The sequence below is a fragment of the Rhizobium sp. 01T437 genome, from assembly GCF_056398505.1.
The window spans coordinates 1-23,428 of record NZ_JBFTPM010000004.1; the positions used below are offsets into that span (position 1 = coordinate 1).

Sequence of the window (23,428 nt, forward strand, 5' to 3'; positions counted from 1 at the left end):
GCCAATCCGCTTGAGGCCAATCCGCTTGAGTTTCTTTAGAACGAAAGACTTCGTCGCCAGCAGCGCCGCCGCCCTCGTTCAGTGAGTGGGCTTATAATCCCCTCACATCGAAACAGTCAACACCACCCAACCAACTTTTTTGACATTTTTGTAACATGTTGATTCGACAAGGGATTTTCTGATGGAAAGTTATCCACAGCCCGCCCTTTGGGACAAAATCCCCGAACAATCTTTTACCAGACGATAAAAAATCATCCGGAACCCCTCCAAAAAACGCGGAAAGGCCACGAAAAAACAGTGCCTTGGCCAATTTTATGGTTAACGCGGAATAAACCCCGGTCTCATCACCACTGTCAAACAACCGTCATATTGGATTGTGGCGAAAGGTTCGGAACTTAACGCGGTTTTTCGTGTTTCCCTCCCCATTGAAGGAAAGGAGACAGACATGGCCGCCAATACCGATGATCTCAGAACTTCCGTCAGCAAGGATATCGCCGCTCTGCAGCAGGAGGTCTCCCGCCTGCAGAAGATGATTTCAGCGCAGGGCGCCGAAGCCTATTATGAAGTGCGCGACCGCGCCGGCAAGGCATACGAAGACGCGCTTCCCCGCGCAAAGAGCGCTGTCGCCCAGATCCGGGCCGAAGGTGCGGCAGTCGCCGGCACGGCCCGCGAACACCCGGCAGCGACCACAACGGCGCTTCTGGTTGCCGGCGCGATCGGCTTCCTGGCTGGTTATATGTTGTCAGGCGCCTCGCAGCCCGAGCCGCGTCACTGGTGGCGTTGAACTGCCAAGCTCCAGATCCCGCATTTTTTACGCATCCTGCAGATCCATTTTTTGCAGGATGCGTAAACACTTATGTCTTAGAAAAACCAATTTTTAATGCGACTGATAGGAACATAAAAATGAAGGGAGGACATTATGGACAATAAGAGAGAGAAGCTGATCGTTGAAGTCAGCGTCGACGCCAGCGATGGACGTCGCGCAGTCGGCATTATGAACATGCGCCAGGCGCTCGATCTGCCCGAAATGCCGAGCCTCTCCTATACACATCCGGACCCGGCCAAGGCCGCAGCCGGCATTATGATGAACCGGCAGGAACTCGCCGGTTTCATGGCCTGCCCTTGAGGCAGTAGAAAAACTCTTCTTGCCCACTGCGCTTTGCCTAAAGCGTCGATGATTTCTTTCGGCATCCGAAATCCCCTACTCCCCAGAATTTCGAGTACACTTGCTGGCATCCGTGCGTCGTTCATGCAAAGAACGGCTTTCGCAATCGCATCAGGGATGGCGAAGTGAAAGGCCGGCGATCACCGCAGAAAACACACGAACGCAACAGACCCCAGGCCGAACCGGCCGGCAAGCGGGTCACGCTTCCACGTGCGCTCTCCAAGCTTGGCTATTGTTCCCGCACGCAGGCCGAACGGTTGATCGCTGAGGGCCGGGTCGCGGTCGGTGATCGCATTGTCACAGATCCCTCGGCATGGGTCGATCTTTCGACCGCCGTTATTAAGGTCGATGACGAAGAGATCGTCGCGGAGGCCAGGATTTACCTGATGCTCAACAAGCCACGCGGCCTTGTGACTACGCGTCATGATCCGGAAGGTCGCCCGACCGTCTATGACTGTCTGGCCGATTTTGATGTCCCGCACCTCTCTCCTGTCGGTCGGCTCGACAAGGCGAGCGAGGGGCTGCTGCTCTTTACCAACGATACGGAATTCGCCCAGACGCTGCTCGATCCAATCACCCACGTCTCGAAATCCTACCATGTGCAGATCGATCGGATCGCCGATGACGACATGCTGGCGGCGATGATGTCAGGTCTTCGGCATGACGGCGAACTGCTGCGCGCCACCGCTGCCCGCAAGCTGCGCGCGGGCGACCGCAATTCCTGGATCGAAGTGGAATTGCAGGAGGGCCGCAACCGGCAGATCCGCCGGATGCTGGAGGCGCTCGATATCGCCTGCCTGCGGCTCGTGCGTGTCGCGATCGGTGGGCTGGAGCTTGGCGACCTGCCGAAGGGATCGGTCAGGGCGCTGACTGAAACTGAACTGAAAGACCTTCGCCGGAAGGTCGGTACCGGCAAGGCAATACGGGATTGAGAATGAACGAGATGAAGCCGCATGATTTCTGGCAGGAGATCCATCCGCCGGGCAGTTTCGAAACGGGCGACGATTTCACCTCCTTCTTTATAGCGGAACTGGAAGATGGCAGGCAGTTGCGGCTGCCGATCCGGGTACTTTCGGATGGTGAGCATGCGCTGGCCTCGCTGATCGTCAATCAGGCAAGCTTTGCGGTGCTGGATGTGCTCGCCGAAAACCTTGCGGCAAAGATGGAACCATCAGGCATCGATGTCGTCGCCGGCCTGCCGACACTCGGCCTGACGCTTGCGGCGGCCGTTGCCCAGAAGCTCGGCCACAGCCGTTATGTGCCGCTCGGCACCTCCCGCAAATTCTGGTATCGCGACGAACTGTCGGTCGCCCTCTCATCGATCACCACGCCGGAACAACAGAAGCGGCTCTATGTCGATCCGCGCATGCTACCCCTCCTGGAAGGACGCCGTGTCGCGCTGATCGATGACGTCATATCGAGCGGGACGTCGATCATCGCAGGTCTCGATCTGCTCGCAAGCTGCGGCACAGAACCCGTCATCATTGGCGCGGCCATGCTGCAATCGGACCGCTGGCGCGCCAAACTCGACGCCGCAGGTCCTCAATGGCAGGCACGCACGAAAGGCGTTTTTGCCACGCCCATCCTAGAGCGGACAGCCGAAGGAAAATGGCGCAGACCTGCCTGAGCGACATCAAGATCACATGTGAGGACCGATCATTTTTTCGTCTGAACAGGCTATACAGTGCTGGACGAAGAGCTACATTCGGCGTGTGATCGAAGACAGGAACCACCGATGACGCTTGAGCAAGCAGCCCTCCTGATCCTGCTGGTGGCGATGCTCTTCCTGTTCTCCCTCGACCGCCTGCGCATGGAAGTTGTCTCGATCGGCGGATTGCTTGCGGGCTATCTGCTCGGCCTCTATCCCGCCGATAGCATCTTTGCCGGCTTCGCGAGCCCTGTCGTCGTCACCGTGGTCGAAATCCTGCTGACTGTCCAAGTACTGGCGCGCACCAAACTCTTTGACAGCCTCGCCGAGCGCTTCGTGGCATCGGGTCTCTCGCATTTCCGGGTCGTAACAGGCGTCTCCGCCCTGACCGGTTTCATCTCGATCTTCATGAACAATATCGGTGCCTTTGCGATCAGCTTGCCGCTGGCGTTGCGGCTGAGCACGCTCATGAGCATTCCGCGACGGCAGCTCGTGATGCCGATCTCCTTCGCCGCTCTTCTCGGCGGTCTCGCCTCACTGATCGGTACGCCCGCCAATCTTCTCGTCAGCGATGCGCTTGAAAAAACCACCGGCAAAGGTTTCCGCTTCTTCGACTTCGCTTATGTTGGGCTTCCGGTCGCCATAACAGGCATCCTGCTGATCGCGCTGATCGTGCAGCGATTGTTTTCGGAGCCGGATGAGGCCGCGGAAGTGCCAACTCCGCCGGCCCGCCGCATCGTCGTGGAGCGCAGCATTCCCGAGCATTCGCCGCTCGTCGGCGTAACACTTGCCCAATGTCCCGAGCGTTTCGGCATCCAGCCGCATGCCCTGATCCGCGACAGGGGTTTCGTCTTTGGCCCGCTCGAACAATCGGTCATTCAGCCGGGCGATATTCTGCTGGCGCAGGGCGCGGATTCGGTCTTCGCGGATCTGGCCACCTCGCAAGCGCTGGTGCCAGACGCCCATCCGCACGGACTGCAGCCGGATTTCGTCAGCATCGAAGCCGTCGTCATGCCGGAAAGCACGGTCGTCGGCTCCCGCATCGCCTCACTCGAGGTCTTCCGCAATCGCGGGGTCACGATCTCGGCACTGTCGATGCGTTCTCCCCGCATAGAAGGACGCTTTGCGGATCTGCAGCTTTCGATCGGCGACATATTGGTGCTGGAAGGCCCGAAAGCGGCGATAGCTGAGGCGTTGGAAGAGTGTGAATGCCTGCCGCTTGCCTCCGCAGCCCCCTCCTCCGGATCGTCGGCTTCATGGCAGCCTTTTGCAATCTTTGCCTGCGGCGTTGTCGCTTCCGCCTTCGGCCTACGCCCCGATATTGCTCTTGCCTTCGTGGTGCTGGCGCTTGCACTGCCCGGCTATCTCAACATTCGCCATGCAATGGCGGATCTCAACTGGCCAATCATCATCATGCTCGCCGCAATGATCCCGATCGGCCAGGCGGTCGCAACAACGGGCACGGCCGAGACCATCGCAGCATGGCTGAGCCTGGCCTTCCCGATCAGCCATCCTCTGTGGGGCATTGCACTCGTTCTGTTTCTCGCCATGGCGCTGACGCCCTTCGTCAACAACGCGACGGTCGCAATCGTGCTTGCGCCGATTGCACTGGAATTTGCAAGAGCCGGCCAGCAGCCGCCGCAGGCCTATCTAATCGCGGTAGCCGCAGGCGCCTCGCAGGATTTCCTGACCCCCTTCGGCCATCACAACAATACCCTGTCGATGAGCATCGGCAGCTACCGCTTCGGCGATTTCCTGCGCGCCGGCTGGCCGCTGACGCTCACCGGCTATATAGTCACGCTCATTCTCATCGCCCTCTTCTGGCTTTGAATGAGCCCTTGCTTGACTTCCCCGGCAATGAAACTAGAGCAGGGACAGTCTAAGCCGATAGAAGGACAGCCAGCCACCGTGCGTATTCTCTCCGAAGCCCATTTCCCGGAATTGCCGAACTACTACCGTGGCAAGGTGCGCGAGAATTACGATCTTCCGGATGGGCGGCGCATCATCATCAGCACCGACAGGCTAAGCGCCTTCGACCGCATCCTGACCTGCATTCCCTACAAGGGACAGGTGCTGACTGAGACGGCCCGCTACTGGTTCGAGGCAACGAAGGACATTTGCCCCAATCACGTTCTCGACTATCCCGATCCGAACGTCGTCATCGGCAAGCGGCTCGACATTCTTCCGGTCGAGATCGTCGTGCGTGGTTATCTAGCCGGCACGACAGGCACCTCGATCCTGACGCTCTACAAGAAGGGTGAGCGCGAGATGTACGGCATGCGCCTGCCCGACGGCATGCGCGACAACCAGATTCTTCCCGAGCCGGTCATCACGCCGACCAGCAAGGAATTCGACGGCGGCCACGACGAGCCGCTGACGCCGGCCGAAATCATCAGCCGCGGACTGCTGACGAAAGAGCAGTGGGAAACGCTTTCCAAATATGCCCTGGCGCTTTTCGCCCGCGGCCAGGAAATGGCGGCAAAACGCGGCCTGATCCTTGTCGACACCAAATATGAATTCGGCACGGACGAGAATGGCAACATCATTCTCGCCGACGAAATCCATACGCCCGACAGCAGCCGATACTGGGTGGCGGAAACCTATCCCGCTGCCTTCGAAGCCGGAAAGCGGCCGGACAGCTTCGACAAGGACTTCGTGCGCGCCTGGGTGGTCGAGCGCTGCGACCCCTACAAGGATGAAATTCCGGAAATTCCGGTCGAGCTGATCGAGCAGACCTCGGCCGTCTATATCAAAGCCTATGAATGGATCACCGGTGAACGCTTTGTACCCGACGACCGCGGCGAAACGCCAGCGGCGCGTGTCCGGGCAAATCTCACGCCCTATTTTTCCTGAACCGTTGAAGACAAAGCTGCGAGCCTGCTTGCAGCCTTTCAACCAATCGCGCTAGCATCGGAAAAAAGGGGTGCCGGGCCGAGCCCGGCGGGGGACAGATGGCACGCAGGCCCAGACGCAAGGCCGAAGAGACCAGGGAGGATATCCTCTCGATGGCGGAGACACTGTTTCGCCAGCGCGGCTTCGTCGCAGTTTCCATCGCCGATATCGCCTCGTCGCTGCACATGTCGCCGGCCAATGTTTTCAAGCATTTTCAATCAAAGGCGGTGCTTGTCGATGCGATTGCCGAGCGCCATCTAGGCAATGCCACGGAGCGCTTCGCGGCCGTCGACACCAGCCTGCCGCCTAAGGAGCAGCTGCTGAGCTTCGTCCTGCGCCTGCTCGACAGTCATCTGCAGGACATCCAGCAGAACCCCTACATTTTCGAAATGGTGATCTCAACGATCGACGCCAAGCTTGACGCCGGTCATCGCTATCGCGAACGGATAGAGCAGAAGCTCGGCGAGATCATTCGCGAAGGCGTGGCCGAAGGCAATTACCATTGCGACAATACGGACGTGGCAGCCCGCACCGTTGCAGACGTTCTGGCCTGTGTTCTGCATCCCATTCTCATTGCCAAGGACGACAAAAACACACTTGTTCACCGTGCGGAAAAAATCGTGTGTTTCGTGGATGCCGCACTGCAAAATAACCCTTGCTAAGTGACGATTGCTGAATTACGTCACTTCGTAAAGCTTTTCTTAATATCGGATAACGGCATCTGTTTCCGGATCAATCATCACTCTTATATAGAGCGGCGCCTCATAGGGCCGGCGATTGAACCGCTACTGCCAACCGCACAGGAATTCAGCATGACCAGGCGTGCCCTCATCGTCTCCTCGGCCCTCTTGCTGGTTATGGGCCTCGCCGCCTGCAACGAGAGCGGCAGCAAGCCCGCCGGCAATGCAGGCGCAGGCGGCGCTGCCCAGCAGGCTGCCCCGGTCGGTGTGGTCACGCTGAAGAAGGGTACCTATCCGATCACCACGATCCTGCCCGGCCGCGCCGAAGCCTTCCAGGTGGCCGATATCCGCCCGCAGGTAAACGGCATCATCCGTGAAATCGCGTTCAAGGAAGGCGGCGAAGTCAAGAAGGGCGACCTGCTCTATCAAATCGACGATGCCGCCTACCGCGCAGCAGTCGAGCAGGCCCAGGCTACGATTTCCAAAGCTCAGGCAAGTGTGCCGAGCGCCCAGAGCAATTTCGATCGCTACCAGCGTCTGGTCGGCAGCGGCGCAACGCAGATCGAATTCGAAACCGCCCGCACGGCCCTTGCCCAGGCAAATGCAGAGGTCGAATCCGCAAAGGCGGCATTGACCGCGGCGCAGATCGACCTCGATCACACGAAGATCACGGCCCCTTTCGACGGCATCATCGACCAGACGGCTTACAACATCGGCAACGTCGTTGCGGCCAACCAGTCGACCGCACTGACCACCGTCCGCCAGCTCGATCCGATCTACATTTCGCTGACGGAATCGAGCACCAACCTGCTGAAATTGCGCGATGCGATCGCTGCCGGCGAGGTCAAGGGCGAGGACAACAACATCGCGTTCCGGCTGATCCTTGAAGACGGCCGTGAATATAATCAGAAGGGCAAGCTCGACATGTCGAAGCAGGTCGTCAGCGAAACGACCGGCACCTTCATCATTCGCGTGGTTTTCCCAAATCCGGACCGCGTCGTCCTGCCGGGCATGTATGTCCGCGCCACAGTCGAGCTCGGTGCTGAAGCCGGATATTCCCTGCCGCAGCTTGCAACAACTCGCGATGCCAACGGCCGCCTGACCGCACAGTTCATTTCCGCCGAGGGCAAGGTCGAGACCCGTGTCTTCGAAAATGCCACACCCTCCAACAATTCCTGGCTGGTGACGCAAGGCGTGAAGGACGGCGATCAGCTGATCGTCAGCGGCCTGCAGTCGATTGTATCAGGCATGCCGGTAAAGCCGGCTCCAATGAAGATCAACGACAACGGAGTGGTTGTCCCTGCCGATCAGCCCGTGGCCGGAGGCGAACAGAAGCCCGCAGCAAAGTGATGCGCAGGCACTTTCGTATCGTCACCGTCCCAGCCGTACAGGAATAACCGATGGCCAAGTTTTTCATCCGACGACCGATCTTCGCCTGGGTCATTGCGATCACTATCATGCTCGCAGGTCTGCTCGCCATCTTCACGCTGTCGATCTCGCAATATCCGGACATTGCGCCGACCACGGTCCGCATCAACACCAGCTATCGCGGCGCAAGCGCCGAGACGGTCGAAAAATCGGTGACCACCATCATCGAAGACGGCATGACCGGTCTCGATGACCTGACCTACATGACCTCGACCTCATCGACAGGCTCAGCCAGCATCTCTCTGACCTTCGGGACCAGCATCAATCCTGACATCGCGCAGGTGCAGGTGCAGAACAAGCTGCAGCTCGTCCAGTCGCAGCTCCCAGGCGATGTCATCGATGCCGGCATCAGCGTCACGCGCTCCACCTCGAGCATTCTTCTCGTCGGCTCGCTGGTCTCGACGGACGGCAAGCGCACCTCCGTCGACCTCGGCAACATCATGTCGACCTCGATCGAGGACCAGATCCAGCGCTTGGAAGGCGTGGGCAGCATCAATGTGTTTGGCTCCGGCTACGCCATGCGCGTCTGGCTGGATCCGTTCAAGCTGCAGAAATACCAGCTTACCCCCGGCGACGTGACCTCGGCCATCCAGGCACAGAACACCCAGGTCTCCGTCGGCTCGCTCGGCGCCCAGCCGGCTGTCCCGGGCCAGCAGATCAACGTGACCATCACCGCACAGAGCCAGCTCACCACCGTCGCGGATTTCGAGCACATCATCCTGAAGGTGGAAAAGGACGGTTCGACCGTCCGCCTCAGCGATGTCGCCCGTGTCGAGATCGGTCAGGAAAGCTATGGTGGCAGTTCGCGCTATAATGGCCTGCCATCATCAGGTTTCGCCATCAACCTTGCGATTGGCGCAAACGCCATCGATACCGCCGCCCGTGTCCGCACCGCCCTTGAAACAATCGGCCGTGGCCTGCCGGAAGGCGTCGAGATCACCTATCCCTACGACACGACCCCCTTCGTCGAACTGTCGATCGAGAAGGTCGTGCATACGCTGATCGAGGCGATCGTGCTCGTCTTCGTGGTCCTGCTCATCTTCCTGCAGAATCTGCGCGCGACATTGATCCCGACCATCGCCGTTCCCGTCGTGCTTCTCGGCACCTTCGGCGTCCTTGCGGCAACAGGCTATTCGATCAATACGCTGACGATGTTTGCCATGGTGCTGGCGATCGGCCTTCTTGTCGACGACGCCATCGTCGTCGTGGAAAATGTCGAACGCATCATGTCGGAGGAAAAGCTCTCGCCGCTTGAAGCGACCGAGAAGTCGATGGGTGAAATCACCGGTGCCATCGTCGGCATCGCTCTCGTGCTGACCGCCGTTTTCATTCCCATGGCCTTCTTCGGCGGCTCGACCGGCATCATCTATCGCCAGTTCTCCATCACCATCGTTTCGGCCATGCTACTGTCCGCACTCGTCGCCATCGTGCTGACGCCTGCGCTCTGCGCCACGATGCTGAAGCCGGTCAACGAGCATAAGAAGCATCGCATCGGCGACTGGTTCAACCGCAACTTCACCCGCTCGACCAACGGCTATGTCGGCACCATCGGCTACCTCTTGAAGCGGCCGGTCCGCGTCATGCTGGTGTTCCTGCTGGTCGGCGTCGGTTGCGCCTATCTCTTCTCGCGCCTGCCGAGTTCGTTCCTGCCGCAGGAAGACCAGGGCGTGCTCTTGACCATCGTCACCACGCCGCCGGGCTCCACCACGCAGCAGACGCAGGCCGTCGTTGAAAAGGTCGAAAAATACTTCCGTGAAAACGAGAAGGATGCGGTGGATTCCGTCTTCGGCGCGCTCGGCTTCGGCTTCAACGGTTCGGGCCAGAACAGCGCCATCGTCTTCACCAAGCTCAAGGACTTCTCGCTGCGCACCGATCCCAATCTCAGTGCGCAGTCGGTGGTCAACCGGGCTCTCAAGAACTTCTTCACGATCCGCGAGGCGCAGGTCTTTGCGCTGCTGCCGCCCGCGATCCAGGGTCTCGGCGTGTCGAGCGGCTTCTCCATGTATCTGGTGGATACCGGTGGTCATGGCAATCAAGCCCTGACGGCCGCTTCCAAGCGGCTGATCCAGATGGCTGGCGCCACCGGCAAGGTCGTGGCACTTCGTTCGAATAACAAGGAAGTCGAGCCGCAGATGAAGATCCTGATCGATCAGGAGAAGATCGGCGCCATGGGTGTCGACCTCGCCTCGGTCAACTCCATGCTGTCGATCATCTTCACCGGCCGCGACGTCAACGATTTCACGCTGAACGGTGAGATCAAGCCAGTTTACGTGCAGGGCGACGCACCCTTCCGCATGCAGCCGACCGATCTGAACCACTGGTATGCCCGCAACAACGCGGGCGAGATGGTGCCCTTCTCCGCCTTCACGACAACCCAATGGGTTGATGGTGCGCCGTCGCTCGCTCGCTTCAACGCCGTCAGTGCTATCCCGCTCGACGGAGCGGCAGCTCCTGGCGTCTCCTCGGGTGAAGCCATGAACGAGATGGAAGCCCTGACCGAACAGCTCGGCGGCGGCTACACGGTCGCCTGGCAGGGCATCTCCTATCAGGAGCGGCTCTCCGGCTCGCAGGCACCGATGCTTTACGCGATTTCGGTTCTCGTCGTCTTCCTCTGCCTGGCTGCGCTTTACGAGAGCTGGTCGATCCCGTTCTCGGTCATCATGGCCGTGCCGGTCGGCGTGCTCGGCGCGCTTGCCGCAGCAACGCTCTTCGGGCAGGCGAACGACGTCTATTTCAAGGTGGGCCTGCTCACGACCATCGGCCTTGCCGCGAAGAACGCGATCCTGATCGTGGAATTCGCAAAAGATCGAATGGAGACGGGCATGGGGCTTTTCGAGGCAACGCTGGAAGCAGCAAGGCTGCGCCTGCGCCCGATCATCATGACCTCTCTGGCTTTCATTCTCGGCGTCGTGCCTTTGGCCATCGCAACGGGCGCGGGTTCCGCTGCCCAGAATGCGATCGGCATCGGCGTGCTCGGGGGCATGCTTTCGGCGACGGCGCTCGGCATTTTCTTCGTGCCGTCCTTCTTCGTCGTGATCCGCCGCATCTTTGCCACACGGCAAAAAAATGAGGCGGGAGTGTGATATAAATGCACTGTGAGAAAGCTTTCCGGATTGCTACATTGCGCACGGACTGCTTCGGCATGTGTTTAGCGTAAGGAACGAGGCGCGTCAGGCCGATAGTGAAGCATGACGCTTCGGACAAGAATTGACTTGCTCGAGTTACAGGATGAAATGCATGGTATCTCTTCGTTATGCCACACCGGCGCTATTGTTATTGCTGTCGGGCTGTGTAGTAGGCCCTGATCACGTACCTCCTGAAATGGCGCTTCCTGGAAAATTCAGTGAAGGTGGCAAAAAGAACATCGGCGATGTCGCTACCACGGCCTGGTGGACTGCCTATAATGACCGCAAGCTAGACAGCCTTGTCCAGACCGGACTTAGCCAGAACCTGACGATTCAACAAGCGATCGAGCGTATCAATTCCGCATCCGCCAACGTGACCATCGCCGGCGCCGGTGCCTTGCCCGCCCTCGATGTTGGCGCTTCCCACACGGTCAGCGGCCAGACCGGCGAGCTGCGCGACCAGTTTAACACCCGCAACACCAGCGCTGGACAGCTTTCCCTGTCCTGGCTGCTCGATCTGTTCGGGCTCTACAGGCGCAGCAAGGAAAGCGCCCTCGCCTCGCTTGATTCCGCTTACGCGGGTGCCGACATCGCCAAGCTGTCCTACATCCAGGACCTTGTCTCAACCTACATTGATCTGCGCTTCTTCCAGCAGCGTCTGACGCTTTCGAAGGCTAACCTGAAGTCCCGTCAGGAAACCTACGACCTCACCAAGTTCCAGCTTGATGCAGGCGCGGCATCCCGCCTCGACGTCGTGCAGGCTGAGGGTCTTGTCCAGTCGACGCTCGCAGAAATCCCCGGCCTCGAAACCAACATCCGCGTTTCGGCCCATCATATCGCCACCCTCCTCGGCCAGCCGGCCGGTTCGATGGTTGATGAACTGTTGCGTGGCTCCGGCCAGCCGACTTTCCGCGGCGGCATCAATTCCGGCATTCCGGCCGACCTGATCCGCAACCGTCCAGATATTCGCCAGGCCGAGCGCAACCTCGCCGCCGCTACTGCCCAGATCGGTGTCGCAGAGGCTCAGCTCTACCCGTCGATCTCGCTGTCCGGTTCGATCTCGCCGAGCTACATCAACCAGCGCGGCATACACGGTGGCCTGTCGGCATGGTCCTTCGGCCCGACGCTGAACCTGCCGATCCTCGATGGTGGGCGTCTGCGCGCGAATGTCGACGTTTCCAAGTCCGACGCAGTCGCATCCTATCTCGCCTGGAAACAGACCGTCTTGACGGCAATCCAGCAGGTCGAGGATGCCCTTTCGGCCGTTCGCCGTGATGCCCAGACGGTTGATGCGTTGCGCGCCCAGGTCCGGACGACGCAGGAAACCCTCGAGCTTTCGACGGCATCCTACAAGGACGGCGCTTCCTCGCTGCTCGACGTTCTCGACGCCCAGCGTCAGGTCTCTCTCGCTCAGGCAAGCCTTGCCGCCGCTGTTCAGCAGATGGCGAAGGATTACGCTGCGCTCAACATCGCAACCGGTGGCGGCTTCGCTCCGGGCGGCAAGACCACCGGTCCGGGACCGGTCAAGGTTACCAAGGGCAGCTAAGCTCCTCGCATAGTGTTATTCCGAAGCCCCGCGGTTTTCCGCGGGGCTTTTTCTTTGCGTGAATATCTGCCGGGATAGATAATATGCGCATGGAAGGAATTTGGATTCGACAAGCCGCAATCGCTACGCTATGCAGTTGATTAAACGATTAAGCGCAGCACTTCGAAACAATGGCTTCACAACGCCCGGGACCCAACCTCAGCAGGATAGCGACGTCGCTCGGCGTCTCTGTTGCCACGGTCTCGAATGCGCTCTCCGGCAAGGGCCGGGTTTCCGACGCCCTGATTGAAAGAATTCGCACGCATGCTGCTGAACTCGGTTATGTGCCGAGCCAGGCCGGCCGGGCGCTGCGCACCGGCCGCAGCGGCGTGCTCGGCCTTGTCCTGCCCGACATTGCCAATCCTCTCTTTCCGAAGATCGCCCAGGCCATCGAATATGCTGCATCCGCTGCAGGCTACGGCGTGCTGATCGCCGACTCCCGCGGCGATATCACGGCGCAGACCGAGGCGATCAACCGGCTGGTGGAGCGTGGCGTTGACGGCATGGTGGTCGTACCGCGCCGCGCCACCCGCATTTCCGCCGCAAGCTGCCCGGTCGCGGTCATCGATACCGCCTCCACACCCGGCAATACGGTCGCCGCCGACCACTGGCAGGGCGGCAAGGAAATCGCCGCCCATCTCGCCGGTCTCGGCCACAAGCAGATCCTGATCATCGGCAACAATCACGAATCCAATGTCCAGAACGACAGAGCCGGCGGCATCAGGGCCGGCCTGCAGCCCGGCATGCGCTCCGAAACGCTCTGGATCGAGCGGTTGGAGAACGAGACGGGCGCCGGTTGCCGGCTGGGCCTTGCGGAAAGGGCGCGTCAGGGCTTCACCGCCTTTGCCGCCCTCTCCGACCTGCAGGCGCTGCGCGCGCTGACCGAACTGCAGCAGGAGGGGATCAGCGTGCCCGCTGATGTCAGCGTCACCGGCTTCGATGATCTCATCTGGTCGCCTGTCGTCACCCCTTCGCTGACGACAGTGAGAATGGACATGGATACCATCGCCGAAATCGCCGTCTCGGCACTGGTCGACAGAATAAACGAAAGCGGCACACGAGACGGCGTGCTGGTTACGGCGGAGACCGAACGCGTGCCCATGCAGCTCATCATCCGCCAGTCATCCGGGCTCGCGAACCCGGCACCAAAAACCTCAGAGATGGAGAACTTATAGAATGAAGAAAGCTCTTATTGCATCGGTGGCGCTCGCCGCACTGTCCCCCCTCGGCGCCGCGGCACAGGAACGCACGCTCACGATTTCCGTCTACGCCTTCGCCCAGGATGACTACAAGACGATCGTCTACGATCCCTTCGAAGCCAAGTGCGGCTGCAAGCTCGTTGTCGAAACCGGCAACAGCGTCGAGCGCATCGCCAAGATGGAAGCCAACAAAGCCAATCCGGTGGTCGATCTCGCCGCTGTCTCCATGGCTGACGGCCTTGCCGCTTCCCGCGCCGGCCTGATCGACAAGGTCGATACGTCCAAGCTCGAAAACTTCTCCAAGCTCTATGATGTCGCCAAGGATCCGAACGGCGACGGCATGAGCGTCGGCTACACCTTTTACGCCACCTCGATCGCCTATCGCGCGGACAAGATGAAGATCGAGTCCTGGGCTGACCTCTTGAAGCCCGAATATGTCGGTCACGTCGCCTTCCCGAACGTCACGACCAACCAGGGGCCGCCGGCGCTCTATATGCTTAGCCTCGCGCTCGGCAAGGACACGCCGGACCTGAAGGCACCGATCGAAGCGCTCGGCGAAAAAAAGGACGAGATCGTCACCTTCTATGAAAAGTCCTCCCAGCTCGTGCAGCTCATGCAGCAGGAAGAAATCTGGGCAGCACCGATCGGCCGCTTCTCCTGGGCAGGCTTTACCAAACTCAACGTTCCCGTTGCCTGGGCAACGCCGAAGGAAGGCCAGACCGGCGGCATGAATGTGCTGGTGCTGACCAAGGGTTCGAAGAACCRGGATCTTGCCCTGCAGTTCATGGATTTCTGGCTCTCGACCGAAGTCCAGACCAAGCTCGCGGAAAAGCTGATCGACAGCCCGGCGAACAAGGAGGTCAAGGTCTCCGACAAGGTCGCCAACAACATCACCTACGGCGAAGACACCGCCAAGAGCCTGAAGCTGATCCCCTCCGCAGCCGCCCTCGACAACCGCAATGGCTGGCTGAAGGAATGGAACGAAAAGGTCGGCCAGTAAGCCGCTGCTGAAATCGGTCCCGGCATCGGTCGGGACCGACCCCTCCTCCGCTCGAAAGGCGTCTCATGTTTCAGAACCGCGCAGAAGCCCTGGCGCTTGCCCTGCCGGCCGCGATCTTCGCCGCCGTGGTCTTTCTGCTGCCTGTAGCGATCCTGCTCTCAGAAGGTTTTCGCATCGGCGGCGCCTGGACGCTTGCCGCCTATACGGATTTCTTCTCGCAAACGCTGAACCGCACCGTCTTCTTCCGCACCTTCCGTCTGGGGCTTGAGGTGACGGCGGTGTCGGCCATCATCGGCTATGCCGCCGCTTTTGCGATCGTCAATCTTCCTCCGAAGGGCAAGGGGCGCATGATCGGCCTCATCACCCTGCCGCTGATGATTTCGCCGGTTGCGCGCACCTATGCCTGGATCGTCATTCTCGGCCGCACCGGCATCGTCAATGAAGCCATCACCGGCCTCGGTCTCAGTCCGGAGCCGCTGCGCCTGCTCTTCACCGAAACCGCCGTCTTCATCGGCCTGCTGCAGCTTTTCCTGCCGCTGATGATCCTGTCGCTGATCAGCGCGCTCGAGAACATGCCGAAGGATGCCATTCCAGCTGCCCGCGTGCTCGGTGCGAACTGGTTCCAGGTCTTCTGGAAAGTCATCCTGCCGCTCACCAAGGAAGGCCTCGTCGTCGGCGGCACGCTGGTCTTCACCGGCTCGCTGACGGCCTATATCACGCCGGCCATCCTCGGCGGCTCCAAGGTACTGATGCTGGAAACGCTGCTGTACCAGCAGGTCTCCGTCGCCAATAATTTCGTCTCGGCGAGCGTCATCGCCTTCATCTTGATCGTCATGAGCTTTGCCGCCAATATCCTGTTGAAACGCCTTGCCACCGCGAGGAACCGCCGATGAGTATCCGCCTCTTCTCACCGGTCGTGCTGTTCCTGCTGCTGGTCTTCCTGATCGGCCCTTTCCTGATCATCATCGCCGCTTCGCTTTCGGCCGGCGATACGTTGGCTTTCCCGCCGCAGGGTCTGTCGCTGCGCTGGGTCGCCAAGGTCTTCACCATCGATAGCTTCCGCGACAGCTTCGCCATGTCGATGTTCCTTGCGGTCTTCGGCACGCTGGCAGCCCTTATCCTCGGCATTCCCGCCGCCTATGCGCTGTCGCGCTACCGGCTACCGGGCGCCGAGACGGTGAGAACCATCGTCTCGCTGCCGATCATCGTGCCCGGCATCATCGTCGGCCTGGCACTGCTGCGCTATCTCGTCGTGCCCTTCGGCTTCAATATCACGCTTGCTCTCTTCTTCGCCCATACGGCGCTGGTGCTGCCCTATGCGGTGCGCGTGGTGTCCGCAAGCCTCGGCAACCTGCGCTCGGACATCGAGGAAGCCGCGGTCTTGCTCGGCTCCTCACGGCTCGCCGCCTTCTTCCGCGTGGTCATGCCGAATATCCGTGGCGGCATTCTCGCCGCCTTCATCCTCGGTTTCGTCACCAGCTTCAACCAGGTGCCGGTCTCGCTCTTCCTCTCCGGCCCCGGCGTACGCACGCTTCCGATCGACATGCTGGGCTATATGGAGACAACCTACGACCCGTCCGTTGCCGCGCTTTCGGCGCTGCTCGCCTTCCTTTCGATCGGTATCGTCTTCCTTGCCGAACGCTTCCTGGGATTCTCCCGTTATGTCTGATGCCTACCTTCGACTCGACAAGCTGACGCTCGCCTATGGCGATACGGTCGCGGTGAAGGACCTCGACCTGTCGATTGCCAAAGGCGAGCTGGTGGCGCTTCTCGGCCCCTCCGGCTGCGGCAAGACGACGACCATGCGCGCCATTGCCGGCCTGCTGAACCCTGCTTCCGGCCGCATCAATCTCGATGGCACCGAGATCACCCGCGTCTCCGCAAACAAGCGCGCGGTCGGCCTCGTCTTCCAGTCCTACGCGCTTTTCCCGCATCTGACTGTTTATGAAAACGTCGCCTTTGGCCTGCGCCTGAAGGGCCTTCGCGGCGAGCATCTGGATGGCAAGGTCAATGCCGGCCTCAAGTCCGTCGGCCTTGCGAAGTTTTCCGGCCGTAAGCCAGGGGAACTTTCGGGCGGCCAGCAGCAGCGCGTGGCGCTCGCCCGCTCCATGGTCATGGAGCCGAAAGTGCTGTTGCTCGACGAGCCGCTTTCCAACCTCGACGCCCGCCTTCGCCTTGAAATGCGTGCCGAGCTGCAGCGCGTCCAGAAGGAAACTGGCGTGACGATGATCTTCGTCACCCACGACCAGGCAGAAGCGCTTGCTCTTGCCGACCGCATCATCGTCATGCTGAACGGCGGTATCGAGCAGATCGGCACGCCCGAGGACATCTACAACAAGCCTGTTTCTTCCTTCGTCGCCGATTTCGTCGGTTTCGAAAACATCTTTGCGCTGAAGGACGGAAAGCTTGCGACGCCGAACGGCCATGTCGCGCTTTCCGCCGAAGCGCCTGACGGTGCGGCGGGCCTGGCCTGGCGGCCGCGTGCGGTGATCCTTGGTTCTGGCCCTTTCCAGGGCACCGTGCGTGGCACATCCTTTGCCGGCAACAGCCGCGAATATCTGCTGGACAGCGCGCTTGGCCCTATCAAAGCGGAAGTCGACGCCGCCCTGCCGCAACACGAACTCGGCAGTGCGATCTCCTTCGACCTGCCGGTCGCAGTTTCCGCAAGCCTCAAGCGTTTCGGGTGAAATCATGGGCGTCTGGATCGACACAGACATGGGCTTCGACGACATCGCCGCCATAATGGTGGTGACGAACGCAGAACTCGACATCGACGGCGTCTCGCTGGTTTTCGGCAATGCGCCGCTGCCGCAGGTGCGCACCAATGCGGCGGGCGCTGCCAAGGCCTTCGGCTGGAAATTTCCGATCCATACCGGCCGCGACCTGCCCGTCCTCGGCAAGCTAGAGACTGCCCAGGCGATCCTCGGCGAAAGCGGCATTCCGACGACCGGTAAACATCTGCCGCCGGCCCCGATCCTGCCGGATAGCGATGCCTTCGTCGCGCTTTGCCGCTGGCTGGAACTGGAAGGCCCTCACCGCATTCTGGCACTTGGACCGCTGACGAACATCGCCGCACTCGCGCTCGCCCGGCCCGATCTTGCCGCCCGCATCACCGAACTCGTCTGGATGGGCGGCGGTGTCACCTCTGGCAATCATACGGCCTCCGCAGAATTCAATGCGCTCGCCGATCCAGAGGCGCTCGCAATCATCATCGCCCACGAGCTGCCACTGCGCATGGTCGATCTCGATCTCTGCCGCAAGGTTCTTGCGAAACCCGAGGATGCCGATCCGGTCCGCGCTGCCGGCGGCACCAATGCCGAGCTGATCGCCGATATGTTTGCCGGTTATATTCGCATTGGCACGAACCGCGGTCGTCCCGCCATGGCGATCTATGATCCTTCGGCTGCCGTCGCCTTCGTTGCTCCGCAAGTGGTGACCTTCCGCCCTGCCCGCATCGACGTGGAATTGCAGGGGCAGCATACGCGCGGGCGCACGGTCGTTGAAACCCGCGCCACTCACGCAACGTTCAATGCACAGTTCGCCGCCGACATCGATGCCGACATGGCGCGTGTCATCATTCTCGCCGCCCTGGTCAACGAGGCCCGCAAATGACTGCAACTCCGCGCCAGGAACCCGCCGATCTCAACGAGCCCGCCTTACGCACCCGCGCTGTTGCCGCCGCCCGCGGCGATGCTCCCTTCGATGTGCTTGTGACCGGCGGCCGTATCCTTGATGCGGTCACCGGCCTGATCCGCGAGGCCGATATCGGCCTAGTCGGCGCTTTGATCGCAAGTGTTCACGCTCGGGCGAGCCGCACGGACGCTGCCAAGGTAATCGACGCAGCCGGTAGCATCATCTCTCCCGGCCTGATCGATACACACATGCATATTGAAAGCTCGATGGTGACGCCGGCTGAATATGCTGAAGCCGTGTTGCCTCGCGGCGTGACGACGATCGTCTGGGATCCGCACGAATTCGGCAATGTCCATGGTCTCGATGGCGTACGCTGGGCAATCGAAGCCTCGCGCAATCTGCCGCTGCGCATGATCCTGCTTGCCCCTTCCTGCGTCCCTTCCGCCCCCGGCCTGGAACTCGCCGGTGCGGATTTCGACGCCAGTGTTATCGCCGAGCTGCTGCGCTCGCCGGCGATCGGTGGCGTGGCGGAAGTCATGAACATGCGCGGCGTCATCGATGGCGATCCGCGCATGACCGATATCGTCAATGCCGGCCTCACCTCCGGCAAGCTCGTCTGCGGTCATGCCCGCGGACTGGAGGGTGCTGACCTCAACGCCTTCATGGCCGCTGGCATCACCTCCGACCATGAGCTCACCTCGGGCGCCGATCTGCTGCAGAAGCTGGCGGCCGGAATGACGATCGAGCTGCGCGGCTCGCACGATCATCTGCTGAAGGAATTTGTCGATGCATTGAACGGCATCGGCCACCTTCCGCCGATCGTCACGCTCTGCACGGATGATGTCTTCCCCGATGAACTTTATCAGAATGGCGGCCTCGACGACGTCGTGCGTCGCCTCGTGCGCTACGGCATGCGCCCGGAATGGGCATTGCGCGCCGCGACCTTCAATGCCGCGCAACGCCTGAAGCGTTCCGACCTCGGGCTCATCGCGCCCGGTCGCCGCGCCGATCTCGTGCTGTTCGAGGACATGAGTGAATTCAAGACCCGCGCCGTCATCGCCAACGGCCGCCTAATCGCCGAAAATGGCATGGTCAGGGATCGCCTTCCGTCATTCGACGCCGGGCCGCTCATGCAATCGGTCAAGCTTGCACCGCTTGTCGAAGACGATTTCCGCATTCCCGCCAACGGCACGAAGGTGCGCCTCGCAACAATCGACCGTCCGCGCTTCACCCAGTGGGGAGAAACCGAAGCGGATGTCCGCGACGGCTTCGTCGTACCGCCGGCTGGCAGCGCCATGATAGCGGTTGCACATCGCCATGGACTGGCGGATGGCAAGCCGCGCATCGGCTTTCTGACCGGCTGGGGTGAGTGGCGCGGCGCCTTCTGTACCACCGTTTCACATGACAGCCACAACCTCACTGTGTTCGGAGGAAATATCGGTGACATGGCGCTTGCCGCTAATGCCGTCATCGACGCCGGCGGCGGCATGGCCGTGGCAAAGGACGGGCGCATCGAAGCCCTGTTGCCCCTGCCACTCTCCGGCCTCGTGACGGATGCATCCCTGCACGAAACCGCCGATGGCTTTGCTGCCATCCGCAAGGCAATGGAAAAGCTCGTCGACTGGAAACCGCCCTATCTGGTCTTCAAAGCCTGCTTCGGCGCGACACTTGCCTGCAATATCGGCCCACATCAGACCGACCGCGGCATTGCCGACGTCATTACCGGCAAGGTGCTGGAAAGCCCCGTACTGGAAACGTTTTGAGGCGCTTTACGCCTCAGCCTTGAGCTCCCGCTCCACCAGCGCCACCCAATAGGCCGCTCCATATCCGAGCGCCTCATCATTGAAGTCGTAGGCTGTATTATGATGCAGCGCTCCATCGACCGCCGGGCCGTTGCCGAGCCAGACATAACAGCCGGGCGCATTTTGCCCGAAGAAGGCGAAATCGTCGCCGGCGGTCGACGGTGGAAAGCTCGTACGCGCCTTTTCACCGAACACCGCCTGTGCGGCGCCCAGCGCCCGCGCAGCCGCATCCGCGTCATTGACGACGGGCGGAATGCGGCGTTCAAATTCATAATCTACCGAAATGCCGAACATGGCGGCGGTTCCCTGTGCCAGACGGCCGATTTCGGCCTCAAGCTGATCGCGCACCTCAGGCGAATAGGCCCGCGCCGTTCCGCCGATCTCGACAATATCGGGGATGACGTTCAATGCCTTCGGATTGCCGGCCTGGAGTGAACAGGCGCTGACGACTGCCGGCTGAAGGGGATCGACGACGCGCCCGACGATCGTCTGCAGAGACGAAAGGAAAGTGGCAGCAGCTGTGATGGGATCGCGGCCGAGATGTGGCTTTGCGCCATGCGTACCAACACCCCGGAAGATGATCCGCCAGCTATCCGAAGAAGCAAGCTGCGGCCCCTTGACGACCGCGATCTCATCCACAGCAAGCCCGGGCATATTGTGCAACCCATAGACGGCATCACAGGGAAACTGCTTGAACAGTCCCTCCTCCACCATGCGCTTCGCACCGCCACGACCCTCTTCGGCCGGCTGGAAGATGAAATGCACAGTGCCGGAAAAACCGCGCGTTTCAGCCAGATACCGTGCCGCGCCGAGCAACATCGTCGTATGCCCGTCATGGCCGCAAGCATGCATCTTGCCCGGCACGGTCGACTTGTAAGGGCGATCCGCCGTTTCCGGCATGGCGAGCGCGTCCATATCTGCCCTCAGCCCGATCTTGCGCGTACCATTGCCGATCTGCAGCGTCCCGACAACACCGGTGCCGCCAAGGCCACGGTGCACCTGGATACCCGCCTCTTCCAGAAATTTCACGACGATATCGCTGGTACGCTCCTCCTCGAAGCCGAGTTCGGGATGGGCATGCAGATCGCGGCGGAGATTGGTGAGAAAAGGCAGATCGTTGCTGATCCGGGCGGGAATGCTCATGAGCCTGGATATCCTGTAAAGCGAAACGGGCGCCCGACGGCGCCCGCATCAGATCGTTCTTTTTTCAACAAACAGGCCGGGAGTGCAAGCCCTTAGGCCTCTTCGACGAAGACCTCTTCGCGTTTGCGCTTAACGCTCGGCAGGAAGACGATGATCAGCACCGCCACGGCGATCGTCAGCAGGATGGCGCTGATCGGCCGCGTGACGAAGGTGGTCGCATCGCCGCGCGACAGGATCATGGCCCGTCGCAGGTTTTCCTCCAGCAACGGTCCGAGCACGAACCCGAGCAGCAGCGGCGCCGGCTCGCAGCGCAGTTTCGCCAGCACGTAGCCGATGAAGCCAAAGAAGGCGACGGCATAGAGGTCATAGACGTTGGAATTGACGCTGTAGACCCCGATCGAACAGAAGGCCATGATCACGGGGAAGAGCACGTAATAAGGCACCGTCAGCAGTTTCACCCACAGGCCGATCAGCGGCAGGTTGAGGATGACGAGCATCAGGTTGCCGATCCACATTGAAGCGATAATGCCCCAGAACAGCGCGGGCTGCTCTGTCGCCACGTTCGGCCCCGGCACGATACCCTGGATGATCATCGCGCCGACCATCAGCGCCATGACAGGGTTTGCCGGAATACCGAGCGTCAAGAGCGGAATGAACGAAGTTTGCGCACCGGCATTATTGGCCGATTCCGGCCCGGCAACGCCGGCAACTGCGCCATGGCCGAACTCTTCCGGCTTCTTCGAGACGCGCTTTTCCACCGTGTAGGAGGCGAAGGAAGCAAGGATCGCCCCACCGCCCGGCAGAATACCGAGCGCCGAACCAATGACCGTCCCGCGAATGACCGGCGCGATCATCTCCTTGAATTCCTCCTTCGACGGCAACAGCCCTGAGACTTTTGCCATCAGCACGGTGCGGGTCTTCTCGCCTTCCAGATTGCGCAGGATTTCCGCAATGCCGAAGACGCCAACAGCAAGCGCCACGAAGTTCAGCCCATCGGCATATTCGCGGATGCCGAGCGTGAAGCGCGGCGTACCGGTATAGATGTCCGTGCCCACAAGACCGAGCAGCAGCCCAAGCGCCACCATCGCCAATGCCTTGACGACCGAGCCATGGGCCAGTGCGATCGAGGACACGAGGCCGACGATCATCAGTGAGAAATATTCGGCCGAACCGAATTGCAGTGCAATCGCCGTCAGTGGCGGAGCAAAGACAGCCACGAGGAAGGTCGATACTGTGCCGGCGAAGAAGGAGCCGAGCGCGGCAATCGCGAGCGCCGCGCCGGCCCTGCCCTTCCGCGCCATCTGATAGCCGTCGATGGCTGTAACGGCCGAGGAAGATTCACCCGGCATATTGATGAGGATCGCCGTCGTCGAGCCGCCATATTGCGCGCCGTAATAGATGCCGGCGAGCATGATCAGCGAGGAGACTGGCTCGAGCTGGAAGGTGATCGGCAGCAACATGGCGATCGTTGCCGTGGCGCCGATGCCGGGCAGCACGCCGATCAGCGTGCCAAGCAGCACGCCGATAAGGCAGAAGAACAGGTTTTCCGGGCTTGCCGCCGTATAGAAACCGAGTGCGAGATTGCTGAAGAGTTCCATACCCGCCTCCTAGAACCGGACCCAGGGACCGAAACGTTCGAACGGCAGCCCGAGCGCGTAGCTGAAGACCCCAACCGAAAAGACCGTCAGCAGCAGCGAAAGAACCAGCGCGAACAGCACATTCATGCGACTGGATGCAAAGCAGGCGATGAAGGCCGTCAGGAAGATCGCCGGCGCAAAACCGAGCCCGCGCACAGTCAATCCGAAAAAGACCGGTGCGGGCAGGATGAAGAGCATGCCGCGCCAGGCGAAGGGATCGATCGGCTCGCCTTGCACCCGTACCGCCTGCACGAGAATGATCAGGCCGAGCAGGACGAGGATGCCGGACAGGACCAGTGGAAAATACCCGGGTCCCATGCGTAGCGCCGTACCGATATCGAGGTTCAGCGACTGATAGGCAAAGAAGGCACCGGTCGCGGCAAGCAAGGCGCCGCAGATGACATTGGTGGTGTCGAAACTGAGAGATTTCATGATGTCTCCTGGGGTTGGAGATGAAGCGTCGCGACGGATACGAGGCTGCGCAAACACCC

20 protein-coding genes are annotated in these 23,428 nt (G+C 60.8%); 17 read left to right on the forward strand and 3 right to left on the reverse strand.

The window, feature by feature from the left end; genetic code table 11:
- The first annotated feature begins 445 nt into the window (after positions 1–445).
- The 17 genes from AC1DM5_RS08615 to AC1DM5_RS08695 all read left to right on the forward strand — a co-directional run bounded on the left by AC1DM5_RS08615 (position 446) and on the right by AC1DM5_RS08695 (position 20,118).
- The gene (locus AC1DM5_RS08615) at positions 446–784 is read left to right on the forward strand and encodes a hypothetical protein (protein ID WP_007815384.1); all 339 of its coding nucleotides are present in this window, start codon (positions 446–448) and stop codon (positions 782–784) included.
- A gap of 135 nt (positions 785–919) precedes the next feature.
- A complete protein-coding gene (locus AC1DM5_RS08620; protein ID WP_183829869.1) occupies positions 920–1,126 on the forward strand; it encodes a hypothetical protein in 207 nt (68 codons plus the stop codon).
- A 164-nt stretch (positions 1,127–1,290) separates the two neighbouring features.
- Positions 1,291–2,097 (forward strand): pseudouridine synthase, encoded by an 807-nt coding sequence (locus tag AC1DM5_RS08625; protein WP_477818388.1) that lies wholly within the window; start codon positions 1,291–1,293, stop codon positions 2,095–2,097.
- 11 nt (positions 2,098–2,108) lie between these two features.
- Positions 2,109–2,792: a phosphoribosyltransferase gene (locus AC1DM5_RS08630; RefSeq protein WP_477818400.1), complete on the forward strand. Its 684-nt coding sequence runs from the start codon at positions 2,109–2,111 to the stop codon at positions 2,790–2,792.
- 108 nt (positions 2,793–2,900) lie between these two features.
- The gene (locus AC1DM5_RS08635; RefSeq protein WP_477818387.1) at positions 2,901–4,643 is read left to right on the forward strand and encodes an SLC13 family permease; all 1,743 of its coding nucleotides are present in this window, start codon (positions 2,901–2,903) and stop codon (positions 4,641–4,643) included.
- Positions 4,644–4,721: 78 nt separating this feature from the next.
- Positions 4,722–5,666, forward strand: coding sequence for a phosphoribosylaminoimidazolesuccinocarboxamide synthase (locus AC1DM5_RS08640; protein ID WP_477818386.1), 945 nt, complete (start codon positions 4,722–4,724; stop codon positions 5,664–5,666).
- Positions 5,667–5,764: 98 nt separating this feature from the next.
- Positions 5,765–6,367 (forward strand): TetR family transcriptional regulator, encoded by a 603-nt coding sequence (locus tag AC1DM5_RS08645; protein ID WP_439016441.1) that lies wholly within the window; start codon positions 5,765–5,767, stop codon positions 6,365–6,367.
- Between the two features lie 150 nt (positions 6,368–6,517).
- Complete coding sequence (locus tag AC1DM5_RS08650; protein ID WP_477818385.1) at positions 6,518–7,735, forward strand: efflux RND transporter periplasmic adaptor subunit; 1,218 nt, start codon at positions 6,518–6,520, stop codon at positions 7,733–7,735.
- Between the two features lie 50 nt (positions 7,736–7,785).
- Positions 7,786–10,896, forward strand: coding sequence for an efflux RND transporter permease subunit (locus AC1DM5_RS08655; RefSeq protein WP_477818384.1), 3,111 nt, complete (start codon positions 7,786–7,788; stop codon positions 10,894–10,896).
- Positions 10,897–11,050: 154 nt separating this feature from the next.
- Complete coding sequence (locus tag AC1DM5_RS08660) at positions 11,051–12,484, forward strand: efflux transporter outer membrane subunit (protein WP_477818383.1); 1,434 nt, start codon at positions 11,051–11,053, stop codon at positions 12,482–12,484.
- A gap of 170 nt (positions 12,485–12,654) precedes the next feature.
- Complete coding sequence (locus tag AC1DM5_RS08665; RefSeq protein ID WP_477818382.1) at positions 12,655–13,698, forward strand: LacI family DNA-binding transcriptional regulator; 1,044 nt, start codon at positions 12,655–12,657, stop codon at positions 13,696–13,698.
- 1 nt (position 13,699) lies between these two features.
- On the forward strand, positions 13,700–14,722 hold the full coding sequence (locus tag AC1DM5_RS08670; RefSeq protein WP_477974866.1) for an ABC transporter substrate-binding protein: 1,023 nt from the start codon (positions 13,700–13,702) through the stop codon (positions 14,720–14,722).
- Between the two features lie 65 nt (positions 14,723–14,787).
- Entirely contained in the window at positions 14,788–15,615 is an 828-nt protein-coding gene (locus AC1DM5_RS08675; RefSeq protein WP_477818380.1) for an ABC transporter permease, read from the forward strand.
- Complete coding sequence (locus AC1DM5_RS08680) at positions 15,612–16,391, forward strand: ABC transporter permease (protein WP_477818379.1); 780 nt, start codon at positions 15,612–15,614, stop codon at positions 16,389–16,391. Before AC1DM5_RS08675 ends, AC1DM5_RS08680 begins: the two co-directional genes overlap by 4 nt.
- On the forward strand, positions 16,384–17,409 hold the full coding sequence (locus AC1DM5_RS08685; protein ID WP_477974868.1) for an ABC transporter ATP-binding protein: 1,026 nt from the start codon (positions 16,384–16,386) through the stop codon (positions 17,407–17,409). The genes AC1DM5_RS08680 and AC1DM5_RS08685 overlap by 8 nt, the downstream gene beginning before the upstream one ends.
- Positions 17,410–17,413: 4 nt before the next feature.
- Positions 17,414–18,334 (forward strand): nucleoside hydrolase, encoded by a 921-nt coding sequence (locus AC1DM5_RS08690; RefSeq protein WP_477818377.1) that lies wholly within the window; start codon positions 17,414–17,416, stop codon positions 18,332–18,334.
- On the forward strand, positions 18,331–20,118 hold the full coding sequence (locus AC1DM5_RS08695; RefSeq protein WP_477818376.1) for an adenine deaminase: 1,788 nt from the start codon (positions 18,331–18,333) through the stop codon (positions 20,116–20,118). Before AC1DM5_RS08690 ends, AC1DM5_RS08695 begins: the two co-directional genes overlap by 4 nt.
- 6 nt (positions 20,119–20,124) lie before the next feature.
- Here the strand turns inward: AC1DM5_RS08695 and AC1DM5_RS08700 are convergent, their stop codons facing one another.
- The 3 genes from AC1DM5_RS08700 to AC1DM5_RS08710 all read right to left on the reverse strand — a co-directional run bounded on the left by AC1DM5_RS08700 (position 20,125) and on the right by AC1DM5_RS08710 (position 23,369).
- A complete protein-coding gene (locus tag AC1DM5_RS08700) occupies positions 20,125–21,300 on the reverse strand; it encodes a M20 aminoacylase family protein (protein ID WP_477818375.1) in 1,176 nt (391 codons plus the stop codon).
- Positions 21,301–21,392: 92 nt separating this feature from the next.
- Positions 21,393–22,898 (reverse strand): tripartite tricarboxylate transporter permease, encoded by a 1,506-nt coding sequence (locus AC1DM5_RS08705; protein ID WP_477818374.1) that lies wholly within the window; start codon positions 22,896–22,898, stop codon positions 21,393–21,395.
- A gap of 9 nt (positions 22,899–22,907) precedes the next feature.
- Positions 22,908–23,369, reverse strand: a complete 462-nt coding sequence (locus AC1DM5_RS08710) for a tripartite tricarboxylate transporter TctB family protein (RefSeq protein ID WP_007826966.1) — start codon at positions 23,367–23,369, stop codon at positions 22,908–22,910.
- Positions 23,370–23,428: the final 59 nt, after the last annotated feature.

Bases quoted from the DNA above. Each gene is read 5' to 3' on its own strand.
- AC1DM5_RS08615 (WP_007815384.1), top strand. From the start codon at position 446: ATGGCCGCCAATACCGATGATCTCAGAACTTCCGTCAGCAAGGATATC.
- AC1DM5_RS08620 (WP_183829869.1), top strand. From the start codon at position 920: ATGGACAATAAGAGAGAGAAGCTGATCGTTGAAGTCAGCGTCGACGCC.
- AC1DM5_RS08630 (WP_477818400.1), top strand. From the start codon at position 2,109: ATGAAGCCGCATGATTTCTGGCAGGAGATCCATCCGCCGGGCAGTTTC.
- AC1DM5_RS08635 (WP_477818387.1), top strand. From the start codon at position 2,901: ATGACGCTTGAGCAAGCAGCCCTCCTGATCCTGCTGGTGGCGATGCTC.
- AC1DM5_RS08645 (WP_439016441.1), top strand. From the start codon at position 5,765: ATGGCACGCAGGCCCAGACGCAAGGCCGAAGAGACCAGGGAGGATATC.
- AC1DM5_RS08650 (WP_477818385.1), top strand. From the start codon at position 6,518: ATGACCAGGCGTGCCCTCATCGTCTCCTCGGCCCTCTTGCTGGTTATG.
- AC1DM5_RS08655 (WP_477818384.1), top strand. From the start codon at position 7,786: ATGGCCAAGTTTTTCATCCGACGACCGATCTTCGCCTGGGTCATTGCG.
- AC1DM5_RS08660 (WP_477818383.1), top strand. From the start codon at position 11,051: ATGGTATCTCTTCGTTATGCCACACCGGCGCTATTGTTATTGCTGTCG.
- AC1DM5_RS08665 (WP_477818382.1), top strand. From the start codon at position 12,655: ATGGCTTCACAACGCCCGGGACCCAACCTCAGCAGGATAGCGACGTCG.
- AC1DM5_RS08675 (WP_477818380.1), top strand. From the start codon at position 14,788: ATGTTTCAGAACCGCGCAGAAGCCCTGGCGCTTGCCCTGCCGGCCGCG.
- AC1DM5_RS08680 (WP_477818379.1), top strand. From the start codon at position 15,612: ATGAGTATCCGCCTCTTCTCACCGGTCGTGCTGTTCCTGCTGCTGGTC.
- AC1DM5_RS08685 (WP_477974868.1), top strand. From the start codon at position 16,384: ATGTCTGATGCCTACCTTCGACTCGACAAGCTGACGCTCGCCTATGGC.
- AC1DM5_RS08690 (WP_477818377.1), top strand. From the start codon at position 17,414: ATGGGCGTCTGGATCGACACAGACATGGGCTTCGACGACATCGCCGCC.
- AC1DM5_RS08695 (WP_477818376.1), top strand. From the start codon at position 18,331: ATGACTGCAACTCCGCGCCAGGAACCCGCCGATCTCAACGAGCCCGCC.
- AC1DM5_RS08700 (WP_477818375.1), bottom strand. From the start codon at position 21,300: ATGAGCATTCCCGCCCGGATCAGCAACGATCTGCCTTTTCTCACCAAT.
- AC1DM5_RS08705 (WP_477818374.1), bottom strand. From the start codon at position 22,898: ATGGAACTCTTCAGCAATCTCGCACTCGGTTTCTATACGGCGGCAAGC.
- AC1DM5_RS08710 (WP_007826966.1), bottom strand. From the start codon at position 23,369: ATGAAATCTCTCAGTTTCGACACCACCAATGTCATCTGCGGCGCCTTG.